The organism is Nonomuraea sp. NPDC003214 (assembly GCF_053590035.1).
In genome coordinates this window covers 437,215-451,442 of record NZ_JBSFSX010000005.1, presented here as the reverse complement: position 1 = coordinate 451,442, position 14,228 = coordinate 437,215, and the positions used below count along the sequence as shown (strand labels likewise).

Annotated in this window: 14 protein-coding genes; 7 read left to right on the top strand and 7 right to left on the bottom strand. The window is 75.1% G+C overall.

The annotated features are described in order from the left end of the window. Positions 1-158: 158 nt before the first annotated feature. The 6 genes from ACWDXC_RS17800 to ACWDXC_RS17775 all read left to right on the top strand — a co-directional run bounded on the left by ACWDXC_RS17800 (position 159) and on the right by ACWDXC_RS17775 (position 5,939). A complete protein-coding gene (locus tag ACWDXC_RS17800; protein ID WP_449982876.1) occupies positions 159-1,313 on the top strand; it encodes a sensor histidine kinase in 1,155 nt (384 codons plus the stop codon). Beyond that, the gene (locus tag ACWDXC_RS17795) at positions 1,310-2,431 is read left to right on the top strand and encodes a hypothetical protein (protein WP_449982873.1); all 1,122 of its coding nucleotides are present in this window, start codon (positions 1,310-1,312) and stop codon (positions 2,429-2,431) included. Before ACWDXC_RS17800 ends, ACWDXC_RS17795 begins: the two co-directional genes overlap by 4 nt. Then, positions 2,413-3,084, top strand: coding sequence for a response regulator (locus ACWDXC_RS17790; protein ID WP_219515510.1), 672 nt, complete (start codon positions 2,413-2,415; stop codon positions 3,082-3,084). Before ACWDXC_RS17795 ends, ACWDXC_RS17790 begins: the two co-directional genes overlap by 19 nt. A 139-nt stretch (positions 3,085-3,223) precedes the next feature. Continuing rightward, positions 3,224-4,162, top strand: coding sequence for an AfsR/SARP family transcriptional regulator (locus ACWDXC_RS17785; RefSeq protein ID WP_449982870.1), 939 nt, complete (start codon positions 3,224-3,226; stop codon positions 4,160-4,162). 120 nt (positions 4,163-4,282) lie between these two features. Beyond that, positions 4,283-5,428 carry an FAD-dependent monooxygenase gene (locus ACWDXC_RS17780; protein ID WP_449982867.1) on the top strand — a complete coding sequence of 382 codons (1,146 nt, stop codon included), beginning with the start codon at positions 4,283-4,285 and terminating at the stop codon, positions 5,426-5,428. A gap of 67 nt (positions 5,429-5,495) precedes the next feature. Continuing rightward, positions 5,496-5,939, top strand: coding sequence for a proteasome activator (locus tag ACWDXC_RS17775; protein WP_449982865.1), 444 nt, complete (start codon positions 5,496-5,498; stop codon positions 5,937-5,939). On the opposite strand, the gene ACWDXC_RS17770 is transcribed toward ACWDXC_RS17775, so the two are convergent. The 7 genes from ACWDXC_RS17770 to ACWDXC_RS17740 all read right to left on the bottom strand — a co-directional run bounded on the left by ACWDXC_RS17770 (position 5,934) and on the right by ACWDXC_RS17740 (position 11,318). Beyond that, entirely contained in the window at positions 5,934-6,164 is a 231-nt protein-coding gene (locus ACWDXC_RS17770) for a hypothetical protein (protein ID WP_449982863.1), read from the bottom strand. The genes ACWDXC_RS17775 and ACWDXC_RS17770 overlap by 6 nt on opposite strands. A 212-nt stretch (positions 6,165-6,376) precedes the next feature. Continuing rightward, positions 6,377-7,348, bottom strand: a complete 972-nt coding sequence (locus tag ACWDXC_RS17765) for a helix-turn-helix domain-containing protein (RefSeq protein ID WP_449982860.1) — start codon at positions 7,346-7,348, stop codon at positions 6,377-6,379. Between the two features lie 52 nt (positions 7,349-7,400). Next, positions 7,401-8,477, bottom strand: coding sequence for a 2,3-butanediol dehydrogenase (locus tag ACWDXC_RS17760; protein WP_449982857.1), 1,077 nt, complete (start codon positions 8,475-8,477; stop codon positions 7,401-7,403). Then, positions 8,474-9,745, bottom strand: coding sequence for an MFS transporter (locus tag ACWDXC_RS17755; protein WP_449982854.1), 1,272 nt, complete (start codon positions 9,743-9,745; stop codon positions 8,474-8,476). The genes ACWDXC_RS17760 and ACWDXC_RS17755 overlap by 4 nt, the downstream gene beginning before the upstream one ends. A 12-nt stretch (positions 9,746-9,757) precedes the next feature. Next, the gene (locus ACWDXC_RS17750; protein ID WP_219515414.1) at positions 9,758-10,291 is read right to left on the bottom strand and encodes a 2,4'-dihydroxyacetophenone dioxygenase family protein; all 534 of its coding nucleotides are present in this window, start codon (positions 10,289-10,291) and stop codon (positions 9,758-9,760) included. Between the two features lie 108 nt (positions 10,292-10,399). Further along, on the bottom strand, positions 10,400-10,744 hold the full coding sequence (locus ACWDXC_RS17745) for a VOC family protein (protein WP_449982851.1): 345 nt from the start codon (positions 10,742-10,744) through the stop codon (positions 10,400-10,402). Next, complete coding sequence (locus ACWDXC_RS17740) at positions 10,704-11,318, bottom strand: SDR family NAD(P)-dependent oxidoreductase (protein WP_449982849.1); 615 nt, start codon at positions 11,316-11,318, stop codon at positions 10,704-10,706. Before ACWDXC_RS17740 ends, ACWDXC_RS17745 begins: the two co-directional genes overlap by 41 nt. A gap of 120 nt (positions 11,319-11,438) precedes the next feature. Here ACWDXC_RS17740 and ACWDXC_RS17735 point away from each other — a divergent pair, with 120 nt between their 5' ends. Continuing rightward, positions 11,439-14,228: a helix-turn-helix transcriptional regulator gene (locus tag ACWDXC_RS17735; protein ID WP_449982846.1), complete on the top strand. Its 2,790-nt coding sequence runs from the start codon at positions 11,439-11,441 to the stop codon at positions 14,226-14,228.

The window sequence follows — 14,228 nt, the reverse complement described above, 5'->3', positions numbered from 1 at the left end:
GCCCGAGTGAACCGCGCAACCCGGAGGCGGGCGGGCGCCCGAGTGAACCGCGCAACCCGGAGGCGGGCGGGCAGCTTGGCGATAGCGCGAACATGAGAGCTCTTCCTCGTTAGGCTTCGTCACGGAGATCGCGCGGGTGCCGGCGGAGAGGGTGACGGGTGGCTGGGGAGGCGGCGCTGCTGCTGGTGCGCTTCGGCCGCCGCTACGCGGCCGCGGTGCGGCTGGCCACGCTGGCGCCGATCTGCGGGATCGCCCTGTTCCGCGCCCAGGGCGAACAGCTCGCCGCCACCGCCGCCGTGGTCGCCGTCGCCGCGGCCTGGACCTGCGGCTTCTCGTGGTGGCTGCGCGCCGGGCGGGGGTCCTGGCCGGTCGCCCTCGACGTGCTCGTCCTGCTGGGCCTGTATTCGAGCGTGCCGTGGACCGGCGCCATCGAGGACACCAACACCGGCTGGCTGCGGCTGCTGGTGACCTTCGCCTGCGTGACCTGGCAGTGGCACACCACGCCCGCCGCCGGCGGTGCGGCGGCGGTGGCCGCCGGGGGCGGCGCGGCGCTGATCGTCGCCCTGGCCGGCGGCGAGTCGCTGGTCAGGGAGGCCATGTGGGCGACCGCGGCGGCGGCGCTGTCCCGGCTGGCCTGGGTGCTCGTCCACCACGCCGCCGGCCGCGCCGACCGGGCGGCGGCCGAGGCCGTACGGGCGCGCGGCGCGTCGCTGGTGGCCGAGGCGGTCCGCGCCGAGGAGCGCGAGCTGGCCAACTCCCTGCACGACACGGCGGCGACGACACTGCTCATGGTCGGCACCGGCCAGGTGCGCTCGGACGACGGCTGGCTGGCTCCCCAGGCCCGCCGCGACCTCGACCGCCTGCGCTCCGACGCCGGCCGCCCGCCGGGCGAGGACGGCCCGGAGGGGCCGGGCGGCGAGGACGACCTGGTCGAGCGGTTGCGGGCCGGGCTCGGCGAGGCGCGGCTGGCCGTGGAGTTCGACGCCCCTGAGCGCCTGCGGCTGCCGTCGGACGTGGCGCGGGCGCTCGCCGACGCGGCCGGGGAGGCCCTCACGAACGTGCGCCGACACGCGGGCACCGGCCGGGCCAGCGTGCGGCTGGAGGGCGACGCGCGGGCGCTGCGGCTCGACATCGCCGACCGGGGCCGGGGGTTCGCGCCCGCGCGGGTGCCGCTCACCCGGCGCGGCATCCGCGAGTCGCTGCGCGGCCGGATGAGCCGCGTCGGCGGCACCGCCACGATCACCTCCGCCGAGGGCGAGGGCACCCTGGTCAGCCTGGAATGGCGCGCCCCGGCCGGTGACGCGGACCGATGACCCCGACGGGCGAGGCCGTGGAGGAGGAGGCGACGCGGGCGCGGTTGCGGCGCGGCCTGCGCGTGGCGACGCTGCTGGTCGCGCTGGCGATCGTGGCCGGGCTCGGGCTCGCCAACCTGCTGCGCCACCTGGACGAGTACGGGACGCCGCTCGCCCAGGTCGCCGCGCTGGGCCTGCTGGTCGCGGTGCTGGCCGGGGAGGCGGCGCTGCTCGTGCGGCGGCGCTCGTGGGGCCGGCTGCGCCTGCCCGCCGTCGCCGTCGCGCTGGCCGCGTCCCTGCTGTCGTACGCGACCCTGCCCGACGGGCGGACCTCGACCACCGTCGACTGGATCTTCGGCGCGGCCAACTGGGTGGGCGTCGTCGTGCTGCTGGACCGCCCGCTGCGCGTCACGGTGTCGTTCCTGCTCGCGCACGAGCTGACCGCGCTGCTGAACGTGCTCGTGCTGCACGAGCCGAGCCGCGCCGCGCTGGCCCGGTTCGCCACCGGCTCGGTGACCGTGATCGGCTTCCCGCTCTGCGTGGCCGTGGTCGCGGGCCTCCTGCACGGCCTCAGCGCCGCCGCGGCGGCCTCCCGCGCGGAGATCGAGCGGGTACGCGTCGCCGAGGCGGTCGCCGCCGAGTCCCACCGGCGCAGGCAGCAGCGCTTCGCCGAGCTGTCGGCGACGACGATCCCGCTGCTGGAGGGGCTGGCCGACGGCTCGCTCCGCCCGGAGGACCCGCAGGTGCAGCGGCGTTCGGCGATCGAGGCGGCGCGGATGCGGCGGCTGTTCGCCGAGACCGACACGGTCGCCGATCCGCTGCTGCACGAGCTGCGCCACTGCGTCGACGTGGCCGACCGGCGGGGCGTCGTGGTGGAGCTCGACACGCGGGGTCAGTGGCCGGCGCCGCCGCTGGCCGTCCGGCGCGACCTGACCGAGGCCGTGGTCGTCATGCTCGCCACGGCGGCCTCGAAGGCCCGCGTCACGGTCACGGGGGTCGCCGGGCTGGTGTCGGTCAGCGTGGTGGCCGACTGCGGCGAGGTGGGCGTGCCGAACCCGGCGACGCCCGGCGTGCGGGTGGAGGCGCTGCACGACGACGACACGGTGTGGATGGAGGCCCAATGGCAGGCGACGACCTGATCACCGCGGTGATCGTGGACGACCACACGGCGATCGCCGCGGGGGTCCGCTTCTGGTGCGCGGAGGCCGTGCCGCCGATCGAGCTCATCGACGCGGGCGACCGGCTGGCCGAGGTGTGGACGGGCCCCGGGGCCGGCGCCGACGTGGTGATCTTCGATCTGGAGCTGGTGCCGCGCCGGCCCGACTTCGGCGAGCTGCGCCGGCTGGTCGACAACGGCAGGCGGGTGATCGTCTACTCGCAGCACACCGACGACGCGACCGCGATGAAGTGCGTCGACCTGGGCGCGCTGGCCTACCTGACCAAGCGCGAGGGCCCCGAGCACCTGGTGCCGGCGATCCGGGCGGCGGCGCGCGGCGAGCCGTACACGGGCCCGTCGCTGTCGGGGGCGATCATCGCCGACGACTCCCCCGACCGGCCCCGGCTGTCGCAGCGCGAGACCGAGGTGCTGCGGGCCTGGTTCGTGTCCTCGTCCAAGGATCTCGTCGCCGCGAAGCTCAACATCACCGTCAAGACGGTCGACACCTACATCACGCGCGTCCGGATCAAGTACGCCAACGCGGGGCGCGCGGCCCGTACCAAGAGCGAGCTCGTCGGGCGGGCGCTCGACGACGGCGTGATCACGCTGGCCGAGCTCAACGAGCCCGTTTTGTAGGGCGTTCACCCGACACCGGCCCCGGCCCCGGCTGCGTAGTGTTTCCCCGGTGGCGCGGACACCCACTGCGGCGGGGGCGAGGGGGTGTCCCTTCGTTCTCCGTCTCCCCCGCCGTCGGCGAGCGACAGGGAGAGCCCGCGTGGGGCTGGAGATCAAGATCCTGGGGCCTTGGGAGATCACCGCGCACGGCGAGCCGGCCGGGCTGGCCGGTGAGCGGCGGGTCGGCGTGCTGGCGCGGCTCGCGCTGAGCGCCGGCCGGCCGGTCCCGGCCGAGCAGCTCCTGGCCCAGGTGTGGGGCGAGAGCACGGCGACGACGGCCGGCAAGCAGCTGCACATCGTGGTGTCGAAGCTGCGCGGCCTGCTGGCGCCGCACCAGGACGAGGAGATCATCGCGACGGTCGCGGGCGGCTACCAGCTGAACCTGGCCCGCGAGAGCGTCGACGCGCACCTGTTCTCGCTGCTGGCCCGGCGGGCGCGGGAGGCGCGGGCGCGGGGCGAGGTCGCGGCGGCGGACGGCCTGTTCCGGCGGGCCCTGGCGCTGTGGCGGGGCGACGCGCTGGCGGGCATGAACGCCTCGTGGGCGCACGCCGAGTCGGCCCGCCTCCAGGAGGAGCGCCTGACGACGCTGGAGGACCACGTCGACCTGCGGCTGGCGGCCGGTGACCACCACGCGGTGGTGCCGGTGCTGCTCGCGCACGTCCGGGCGCACCCGTTGCGGGAGCGCCCGCGCGCCCAGCTCATGCTGGCGCTGTACCGGGCCTCGCGGTCGCCGGAGGCGCTGGAGGTCTACCAGGAGACCCGCCGCGTCATGATCGACGAGCTGGGCATCGAGCCGGGGCCCGCGCTGAGCCGGCTGCAGCAGGCGGTCCTGCGCCGCGACCCGGCTCTGGACCCCGCTCCGGATCTGGGCTGCGGCCTGGACGTCCCGCCCCGGCGGGTGACGGTGGCCGCGCCCGTCGTCCCGGCGGCATCGCGGCCGGCCTCCGGCGTCTGCCGGTGGCGCCCGCCGGTCACGTGTTCCTCCTGCCCGGGCTGCCGGACCCGCCGGCGTGCCCGGCGCTCGCCGCGGCGGCGCTGACCGGCCTGCCGCGCGTGCGCCCGCTCGAACCCGCCGGGCCGGGCCGCTACCGGGGACCCCGCCCGACCGGCTGTTACTGTGCGTCGTAAGAAGTGACGTTCGGTGACTTAGGGGTTCCTCGTGCACATCGCCTGCGTCGGCGGCGGGCCGGCCAACCTGTACTTCTCGATCCTGATGAAGCTGGTGGACCCCGCCCGGGACATCACCGTCTACGAGCGCAACCCCGAGGGCTCGACCTACGGGTGGGGCGTGACGTTCTGGGGCGACCTGCGTGACAGGCTGCTCAGCACCGACCCCGAGACCGCGCGGGCCATCGTGGACGGCTCCGTCCACTGGGACAGCTGGCTGATGCGGGTCCACGACCGCGCGACGGTGACGCTGGAGAACGCCGAGGAAGGGCTCGGCATCGGCCGCCGCGAGCTGCTGGCCATCCTCGCCGACCGGGCCCGCTCGCTCGGCGTGCGGATCGCGTACGAGCACGAGATCGCCGCCGAGGAGGAGCTGGCCGGGGCGGACCTGGTCATCGCCGGTGACGGCGCGGGCAGCGCGCTGCGCGAACGCCACGCGGACCACTTCGGCACCGACGTGGCGACCGGCCGCGACCCGTACGTGTGGCTGGGCACCACCAAGGTCTTCGACGCCTTCACCTTCGCCTTCACCGAGACCGAGCACGGCTGGATCTGGTGCTACGGCTACCCGTACGGCAAGGCGAACAGCACCTGCGTGGTGGAGTGCTTCCCGGGGACGTGGCGGGGGCTGGGGCTGGACGAGGCGGGCGAGGCCGACGGGCTGGCGCTGCTGGAGAAGCTGTTCGCCGAGGTCCTCGACGGGCACCCGCTGATCGGCGGGGGCGGCGGGCGCTGGCAGCGCTTCCGCACGGTGACGAACCGGACGTGGCATCGCGGCAACCTGGTCCTGCTGGGCGACGCCGCGCACACCACGCACTACTCGATCGGCGCGGGCACGGCGCTCGCGCTCGGGGACGCGGCGTTCCTGGTGCACGCGCTGCACAACACTCCCCGGCTGCCCGAGGCGCTGGCCTGGTTCGAGCGCGAGCGCATGGCCGCGATCCGGCCGACGCAGCGGGCGGCCCGCTACAGCGCCCGCTGGTACGAGAACCTGGACCGCTACGTCGGCCTGCCGCCGAAGCACCTGCTCACGCTGCTCGGCCGCCGCCACTCGCCGCTGCTGTCGCGCGTCCCCCCCCGGCTCTACTACCGGGCCGGATGGCTCGGCTCGCGGATCGCCCGGCCGTTCACCTGGTGAGTGAGGTACGGGTGCGTGGGCAGAGGGCCAGGTGAACCCAGGCTCTCGAGCGAAACAGGACGCCGACATGACACCGACACCAGATCAGCCCCGGCCGCAGGACGACGAGGCCGCGACCGCCGCCGAGGTGGAGATCAGGCGCGTCGAGGAACCGGCCCGGCTGCTTCGCGTGAGCGCCATGGTGAGCTCGCTGCTGGACGAGGCCCGTACGGTGCCGCTCGACGAGCACGCCCGCGAGCAGCTTCAGCACATCCAGGAGCAGGCCGTCAAGGAGATCGGCCACTCCGTGGACCCGGAGTTGCGCGAGGAGCTGGCCCGCCTGCTGCCGGACCCGTCGGCGCCGCCCACGCAGGCGGAGATCCGCATCACGCAGAGCCAGCTCGTCGGCTGGCTGGAGGGGGTCTTCCAGGGCATCAAGACCGGGCTGGCGCTGCAGCAGGCGGCCCACCGGCTGCCGCCGCCACCCCGGCCCGATCTGCCTCCGGCGGCCGGCGGCGGGCCGTACCTATGAGTGCCCGCCGAAGAGGCGGGCGAGCGCCTCGCTGAGCTCCTGCCTGGTGTAGGAGCGCTCGGGCAGCCCGTTGAGCTGCCCGAGGGTGTCGGCGGGCAGCTTGACGTGCTCGGACGCGCACGAGTAGACCTCGCGCCGCGTCACCTCGTCCCGGTCGCGGAACACCTCGTCCAGCACCCGCCGCACCTCGTCGGGCATCTCGTCATGCCCGGTCTCGTCCGTCATCTCGTTCTCCCGTCGTCCCCGGCGTGCTATTCGAAGTCGTCGGGATTGAGTTCCTTCTGGCGCAGGAAGGCCTCGTCCAGCTCCTCGTCGCTGAGCTCGTCCGGCTGGTCCTGCTCGGCCGGCTCCCCAGGCTGCTCGGTCATCGTGTTCTCCCCCGTTTCCGCTGCTCAGAGCCTGGCTACCCAGCGCCCGGGACGCCACACCGGGGCGGGTCAGCCGGACGTGGCGGCGCGGGCCTCGCTGGGGGTGCGGCCGAAGCGGGCCCGGAACAGGCGGGCGAAGTGCGCCTGGCTGGAGAAGCCCCACCGGTGCGCCACGTCGGCGATCGTGGTGTCGCTCGCCCCGCCGCCGGTGAGCTGGCGGTGCGCCTCCTCCAGCCGCCGCTCGGTGATGTGCCGTGCCGGCGACCTGCCGGTGGACTCGAAGATGCGGGCCAGGTGCCGCACGGAGATGCCCATGACCCCGGCGACCCGCGCGGTGCTCAGGGCGGGGTCGTGCAGGTGCCGCTCGATGTAGTCCTCGGCGACGATGAGCTGGGTGCGGTAGCCGTCGTGGCCGGGCCGGCCGCCGGTGCGCTCGGCGGCGAGCTGGCGCAGCAGGTCGAGCACGGCGGCCTCGGCGTGGTCGGGCTCCCAGCCGGACCGCAGCGCGGCGAGCCCGCCCAGCAGCGAGCGGAGCGCGGCCACCAGCGTGCCCTCGCGGGCGGTGTCGCGGCCGAACAGCATCGGCGCCGGCAGCCCGCCCGCCAGGCACGCCCGGTCGAACAGGTCGCGCGGGATGTCGACGAGGATCTGCCGCATGCTGGAGGAGAACCCGAACAGGTAGGGGCTGCGCGTGTCGTAGACGACGAGCTCCCCCGCGGTGGCGGCCAGGCAGCCGTGCTCGTGCAGGAACACCGCGTCGCCGTTGAGCAGCAGGGTGGCGAACACGGAGTCCTTGGGCGCGGACCGCACGGTCTGCGGGCTGCGCTCGATCGCGTGGGCGTTGCCCGCGATGTCGGCCAGCCGGATCGCGGCCAGCTCGATGTTGGTCTGCCTGGCGAGCAGGCCCTGGTCGGAGTAGGAGGTGCAGGACAGGCCCACCAGCGCCCTGCGGTTGTAGTCCTCCCAGTAGTCGATGCGCTCGGCGGGTGCGACGTGCTCGGTCGTGGCCCTGGAGACCACGGTGACGGTGTCGGCCGGCATGTGTCCCTCCTTCCCCGGCGGGACGCACAGGATAGCAACCCGGTGTGATCTGTCACACAGGCCGGACCAGCACTTTCACCTGTCCTTCCCCGCCGCTCAGCAGCGCCTCGAAGCCGTCGCGCACCACGTCGGCCAGCGGGATGGTCGAGGTGACGATCCCGGTCAGGTCGACGCCCTCCTCGGCGACCATGCGGATGAGCTCCGGGTAGGCGTCCCGGTAGCCGACGCTGGTGAGGATCGACTGCTCGTTGTTGACCAGGGCGAAGGCGTCCAGGCTGACGGTCCCGGCCAGGCCGAGGAACATCACCCGCCCGCCCCGCCTGGTGGCGGCCAGGCTGGTGCCGAGCGCCACCTGCGAGCCGACGGCCTCGAACGTCACGTCCGCGCCCTCGCCGCCGGTCGCCTCCCTGACCTGCGCCGCGCAGGAGTCGCCGGCCGGCACGGTGTCCGTCGCGCCGAGGGCGCGGGCCAGCGCGCGCCGGGCCGGCGACGGGTCCGCCGCCACGATCCGCCCGGCTCCGGCGCGGGCCGCCAGCCGCGTCACCAGCAGCCCGATCGGCCCCAGGCCGACGACGGCGACGGTCTCGCCGGGCGCCACCGCGGCCCGCCTGACGGCGTGCAGCGCGACCGCGGCGGGCTCGAAGACCGCCGCCTGCTCCAGCGGCACCGACTCGGGCAGCCGGTGCAGCATGTACGCGGGCACGGTGACGCGCTCGGCGAGCCCGCCGTGGCCCATCAGCCCGGCGAAGCCGAAGTGGCGGCAGATGTTGTACTCGCCGGCCCGGCAGCGGGGGCAGTCGCCGCAGCGGTAGTGCGGTTCGACCGCCACCCGGTCGCCGGGGGCGACGCGGGTGACGCCGGGGCCGGTCTCGGCGACGGTGCCGCAGAACTCGTGACCGAGCACCAGCGGGGCGGCCACGCCCGACTCCGGGTGCGGCTCGCCGACCGGGATGGCGTGCGGGCCGTCGGCGTACTCGTGCAGGTCGCTGCCGCAGATCCCGCAGTACGCCACCTCGATCGTCACCTCCCCCGGGCCGGGCGGCGGGACGTACGTGTCGAGCACCCGGACGTCGCGGGGGCCGTACCAGACGGCGGCCTTGACGGCGGGCCTGCGGGCGGTGCCGCTCATGAGCCCGCCGCGCTGGGGGCCGGTCCGGCGGCGGCGCGGCGGCGCAGGACCGCGGGCGCGGTCTCGCGCAGCGCGAACGAGAGCACGACCACGAGCAGCGCGCCGCCGGCCGCGATGAACATCGCGGTCTGCAGCCCCCACTGGTCGGACGCCCAGCCCGCGACCATCGGCGCGAGGAACCCGCCGGCCAGCTCGCCCACGCCCATGATCAGGCCGAGGGCGGTGGCGAGCGCGCCGCGCGGCACGGTCTCGGCCGGGATCGTGGCCATGAACAGCGTGAAGCAGCCCAGCCCGGTGTAGCTGACCACCATGAGCGCGCCGAGCAGGACGGGGTCGTCCACGTACACGAGGAACAGCGGGCAGCACACCGCGAGCGCGGTGAAGCCGATCAGCGTGGGCTTGCGGCCCAGCCGGTCGGAGATCCCCGGCGTGGCGAACCCCCACAGCACCCAGGCCACGCCCAGGCACGTCATCACGCCGCTCATCGTGCCGGGCGCGAAGCCCTTCACCTCGGTCAGGTAGGTCGGGGTGAAGGTGATGATGGTGATGAACCACGTCAGGTAGAAGCAGGCGATCAGCATGCAGACGACGATGTTGCGCAGCTTGAGCACCTCGCCCAGCGGCACCCGGGCCGGCTTCGGGGCGGGCGCCGCGGGGGCGTCCGGGGTGCGGGGCGAGCGCTCGTGCACGAACTTGGCGATGAGCGCCGCGATGATCAGGCCGGGGATGATCGTGACGTAGAAGGCGACCTGCCAGCTGTAGGTCTCCGCCAGCCACACCACGGCCAGCGGGGCCACGATGCCGCCGAGCAGGCCCGCGGACGAGCCCTGGACCAGGCCCATGTTGAAGCCCCGGCGGCTCTCCCGCGACGCCTCCACCATGAGCGACTGCGCCATCGGCAGCACCGCGCCCTCGGCCGTGCCCATGAGCGCGCGGGCCGCCAGCAGCCCGGCGAAGCCCGCCATCAGGCCCGAGGAGGCGGAGAACAGCGAGAACAGCACCACGGCCGCGATGAGGATGGGCTTGCGGCGGCCGAGCGCGTCCGAGAGCCGGCCGGCGAACATGCCGGCCAGCGCCCAGGTGAGCGCCAGCACGCCGGACAGCGTGCCGAGCTCGGCGTTGGACAGGCCGAAGTCGGCGTCCATGTACGGCGCCAGGAACGACAGCGCCTGGCGGTCGAAGAAGACGAAGCCGAAGGCGAGGAACAGGATGACCAGCAGGCGGTTCTCGTACCTGTCGGCCGTGGTCCCGGTGGGGGTGTCAGCCATGACGACCTCGTGTCAGCGGAAGAGGGAGTTGACGTAGTCGGCGCCGATCCCGACCTTCTCGTAGTGCTCGCGGCACATCGCGATGTAGTCGTGCACGTCGAAGAAGCCGTCGGGGTCGCCGTTCTCGTCCAGCCAGATGAGCGGGCCCTTGACGATGAAGAACGTCTTCATCGGCTCGCCGCTGTCGTAGGCGACCAGCGTGTGGCCCTCGCCCGGCGCCTCGTAGACGAAGTCGCCCGCGCTCGCGGTCCAGGGCCGCTCCAGGTAGCCCCACTTGCCGGAGATCGTGTACGCGAACACCTCGTGCGGGTGGTAGTGCCGGTTCACCAGCCCGGCCTCCTTGGCCCGCAGGATGTCGGCCCAGCTGTTGTCCTTGACGTTGATCCACAGCGGGCGGGAGCCGACGGTGTCGGTGAACGGCACGTAGTAGCGGTCGTCGTCGGTGGCGACCTGCGAGAGGTACACCTCGGGCAGCGCGTCCGGGCGGAAGGAGTTCTCGATGGGCCGCAGGTCCTTCCAGAACTCCGACTTCGGTGCTTCCGGCATGGTGACGGGTCCTTTCTGGGATGTTTCCCGGAAGTGAACCCCGGCCGGCCCGTCCCCGTCTTTCCCCTGGCGGACCTCACGGTTTGCACAAAGCGGACATGCCGCTGGTCAGCCGTGCACGAAGCAGAACTCGTTGCCCTCCGGGTCGGCCATCACCTGGAAGGAGCCCTGGGCGTCGGTGACCGTCGCGCCGAGGCGGGTGGCGCCCAGCTCCACGGCGCGGGCGACGGCGGGCTCGATCGCGGCGACCTCGACGTCCAGGTGCAGCCGGTTCTTGCCGGCCTTGCCCTCGGGCACCTGCTGGAAGGCCAGGCGGACGCCGCCGGGCGGCTCGACGTAGGACCAGTCGGCGGCGCGGTCCACCGGGTCGCCGCCGAACAGGGCGGCCCAGAAGCGGACCAGGCCGTGTGGATCACGGCAGTCGATGACGATCTGGCCGAGACGCGGATGCATGGGGCAAGCGTAGCCAGCCGTCCGCGCACCCACAGCCGCAGCCGTCCGAGCACGCGCACCCGTCCGCGCACCAGTCCGAGCACCCTTCGGAGCACAGCCGTACGACCGCGTCGGCGATCTCCTCGGCGCTGCCGTACGCCGGGGTCACGGCGCTGACCCGGACGCCGGTGCCGGCCAGGTCGCGGGCCGTCGCGCGGGTCAGCTCGGCCACGCGCGGGCCGGTGGCCAGGTTGACGATGCGGCCCCGCCCGGCCAGCCGCATGGGCGGAAGCTCGTACCGCATGGCCAGGGCGGCGCGGGAGTGGTTGAAGGCGGCGTCGAGCCGGCCGAACGCGCCGAGCGTCTGCTCTACCAGCCGCCGCACCGACACCGGGCTGGCCAGGTCCGTGGGGACGGCCACCACCGCGCCGCCGGCCGCGCCGATGCCGGCGGCCAGCGCCTCCAGCGCGCGGCCGTCGCGGGCGGCCAGCACGACGCCGGCGCCCGCCCTGCTCAGCGCCCGCGCCGCCGCCGCGCCGATCGCGCGGCCGGCGCCGGTGACGATGGCGGTCCTGCCGCGCAGCGTCTCGCCCATGGTGACCTGCCCTTCTGCCGCGGATCTCCGAGGCTAGGCAGCCCGCCGCCTGCCCGCATCAGTGAAGTCGCCGGTCCCGTGCCCGTTGTCACAGCTTGCGGTGCTTTCTATGCTCACCGTGTGCTGGGGAGAGACAGCGAGATCGAGCTGCTCGCAACGTTGCTGCGGCGTGCCGCCGAAGGGCACGGCGGCGGCGTGGTGCTGCACGGCGAGCCCGGCATCGGCAAGACCGCGCTGCTGACGCACACCGAGGAGCGCGCGACCGGCTTCCGGGTGCTGCGCGCGGTCGGCGTCGCGCCCGAGGCCGACCTCGCCTACGCGACGCTGCACGAGTTGCTGCTCCCCGTCCTCGACTCGGTCGCCGAGCTGCCCGGCCCGCAGGCGCAGGCGCTGAGCGTGCTGTTCGGGCGGGCGCACGGCACGCCGCCGGACCCGTTCCTGGTCGGCCTGTCCACGCTGTCGCTGCTGTCGCTGCGGGCCGGCGAGCGTCCGCTGCTGTGCGTCGTCGACGACGCCCACTGGGCCGACCGGCCCACGCTGAAGACGCTCGCGTTCGTGGCCCGCCGCCTGGACAACGAGCCGATCGCGGTGGCGCTGGCGGCGCGGGCCGACGAGGGACACGACACCGACCTGCCACACCTGCGGCGCATCCCGCTCATGGGCCTCAAACCGGACGCCGCCCGCGCGCTGCTCGCCGGGCGGCGGCTCACCCACGGCGAGCAGGAGCAGCTTCTCGCCGTCACCGGCGGCAACCCGCTCGCCCTGCTGGAGCTCGCCGGGCGGGAGCTGCCGCCGCAGGGCGCCCAGGAGCCGCCCGCGCTGACCGACGAGCTCGGCCGCTCGTTCCTGGCCAGGATCCGCGCCCGCCACGGCGACGCGCTGCCGCTGCTCCAGCTCATCGCCGCCGACGGCTCCGGCAGCGCCGAGACCATCGGCCGGGCCGCCGCCTCCCTCGGGATCGACGCCGGCCCGCTGCACCGCGCCGAGCTGGACGAACTGCTCACCTACGACGGGACCCGGCTGGTGTTCCGGCACCCGCTCATCCGGTCGGCCGTCTACCACAGCGCCACCGTCAACCGGCGGGTGGCCATCCACCGGGCGCTCGCCTCGGCGTTCGACACCGACGCCGACCACCACCGGCGCGCCTGGCACCTGGGGCAGGCCGCCGTCGGCCAGGACGAGGAGGCAGCCGGGGAGCTGGAACGCTCGGCCGAGCAGGCCGCCCTGCGCGGCGGCCCGGCCGCGGCCCTGGCCACGCTGTCACGCGCGGCCGAGCTCACCCCCGACGGGCCCGACCGCGGCCGCCGGCTGTGGAGCGCCGCGCGCGCCGCCGTCCAGGGCGGGTTCACCGGCGCCGCCGGCGAGCTGCTCGACCGGGCCGAACGCGAGCCGCGCCTGGCCGAGGCCGACCGGATCGCGCTGGCCGCGCTGCGCGCCATCGTGGCCGAGTTCGCCGGGTCGACGCAGGACGCGCTCGACCTGGTCAGGCCGTGGATCCCGCGCGCGCTCCGGATCGACAGGCGGCTGTTCACGCCGACCGTCGTCATGTACGCCGACCTCGGCCGCCGCGCCGACCGGCCCCGGGCGTGGGCCGAGCTGGCGGGCTGGCTCGGCGAGGTCGCGCCGGACCGCGACGACCCGCGCGACGCGGTGCTGCGGCTGCTCCACGCGCTGTGCCTGGCCCGCACCGGCCACGACGCGCGACCGGCGGCGCGCGACCGCGAGCTGGCCGGTGAGCTCACCGATCCGGTGACGATGACGCTGGCCGGCGCGATCGCCGGGCAGCTCGGCGAGCACGAGCTGAGCCGCCGCCTGATCCGCGACGCCGGACGGCTGGCCCGGGCGGGCGGATCGCTCGGCACGGTCGCCTGGAACCTCGAGTACCAGGCCGCCGACGAGCTCGCGCGGGGCCGGTTCGGGCTCGCCGAGGCGCACGCCGAGGAGGGCTGCCAGTTCGCCGCCGACGCCAGCCAGCCCAACACCGCCTGCCGCAACCGGGCGCTGCTGGCCCTGTGCGCGGCGCTCCGGGGGCGGCCGGAGGCGGCCGAGCTGGCCTCCGACGTGCTGGCCGAGGCGACCGGCCGCCGCCTGCCGGACGCGATGGCGTACGCGGGACGCGCGCTCGGCCTCGTCGACCTCGTCGCCGGCCGCCACCACGAGGCCGCCCACCACTTCGCCGGAACCACCGGCCCGGCCACGGCTTCCCCCGTCGATCCGGCCACGGGGCGCCCTCATGGTGCGGCCACCGGCCTGGTTGCCGATCCGGGCGTGGATCTGCCCGCCGACCTGGCCATGGGGATGGCGCCTGACCTGGTCGAGGCGCTGGTGCGGGCCGGGGACCAGGAGGGGTCCGCCGCCGCTGCCGCGCGGTACGAGCGGTGGACCGCGTACACCGGCTCGCCGGAGCTGGGCGCGCTGGCGGCCCGCTGCCGGGCGCTGGTCAGCGAGGGCGCCGACGCGCACGGCCACTTCGCCGAGGCGCTGCGCCTGCACGCCCTGGCCGACTCCCCGCTGGAGCTGGCCCGCACCGAGCTGCTGCTGGGCGAGCGGCTGCGGCGCGACCGGCGGCGGTCCGAGGCGCGGCGGCACCTGCGCGAGGCGGCCGAGGGCTTCCGCCGCCTGGGCGCGCTCGCCTGGGCCGACCACGCGCAGGGCGAGCTGCGCGCCACCGGCGAGCAGGCGCGCACCCGCGCCCCGGAGGCCGCCGCGCTCGGCACGCTCACCCCGCAGGAGCTGCGCATCACGCTGGCGGTCGGCGAGGGGCTGACCAACCGCGAGATCGCCGCGCAGCTCTTCCTCAGCCCGCGCACGGTCGACTACCACCTGCGCAAGGTCTTCCAGAAGGCCGGCATCACCTCGCGCGCCGAGCTGATGCGGCTCGTCCTGGCGGAGGACCGGCGAGTTCGCTGA

What these genes read in the sequence shown, in the direction of transcription:
- ACWDXC_RS17795 (WP_449982873.1), top strand. Translation starts at nt 1,310, where the DNA reads ATGACCCCGACGGGCGAGGCCGTGGAGGAGGAGGCGACGCGGGCGCGG.
- ACWDXC_RS17790 (WP_219515510.1), top strand. Translation starts at nt 2,413, where the DNA reads ATGGCAGGCGACGACCTGATCACCGCGGTGATCGTGGACGACCACACG.
- ACWDXC_RS17775 (WP_449982865.1), top strand. Translation starts at nt 5,496, where the DNA reads ATGACACCGACACCAGATCAGCCCCGGCCGCAGGACGACGAGGCCGCG.
- ACWDXC_RS17770 (WP_449982863.1), bottom strand. Translation starts at nt 6,164, where the DNA reads ATGACGGACGAGACCGGGCATGACGAGATGCCCGACGAGGTGCGGCGG.
- ACWDXC_RS17765 (WP_449982860.1), bottom strand. Translation starts at nt 7,348, where the DNA reads ATGCCGGCCGACACCGTCACCGTGGTCTCCAGGGCCACGACCGAGCAC.
- ACWDXC_RS17760 (WP_449982857.1), bottom strand. Translation starts at nt 8,477, where the DNA reads ATGAGCGGCACCGCCCGCAGGCCCGCCGTCAAGGCCGCCGTCTGGTAC.
- ACWDXC_RS17755 (WP_449982854.1), bottom strand. Translation starts at nt 9,745, where the DNA reads ATGGCTGACACCCCCACCGGGACCACGGCCGACAGGTACGAGAACCGC.
- ACWDXC_RS17750 (WP_219515414.1), bottom strand. Translation starts at nt 10,291, where the DNA reads ATGCCGGAAGCACCGAAGTCGGAGTTCTGGAAGGACCTGCGGCCCATC.
- ACWDXC_RS17745 (WP_449982851.1), bottom strand. Translation starts at nt 10,744, where the DNA reads ATGCATCCGCGTCTCGGCCAGATCGTCATCGACTGCCGTGATCCACAC.
- ACWDXC_RS17740 (WP_449982849.1), bottom strand. Translation starts at nt 11,318, where the DNA reads ATGGGCGAGACGCTGCGCGGCAGGACCGCCATCGTCACCGGCGCCGGC.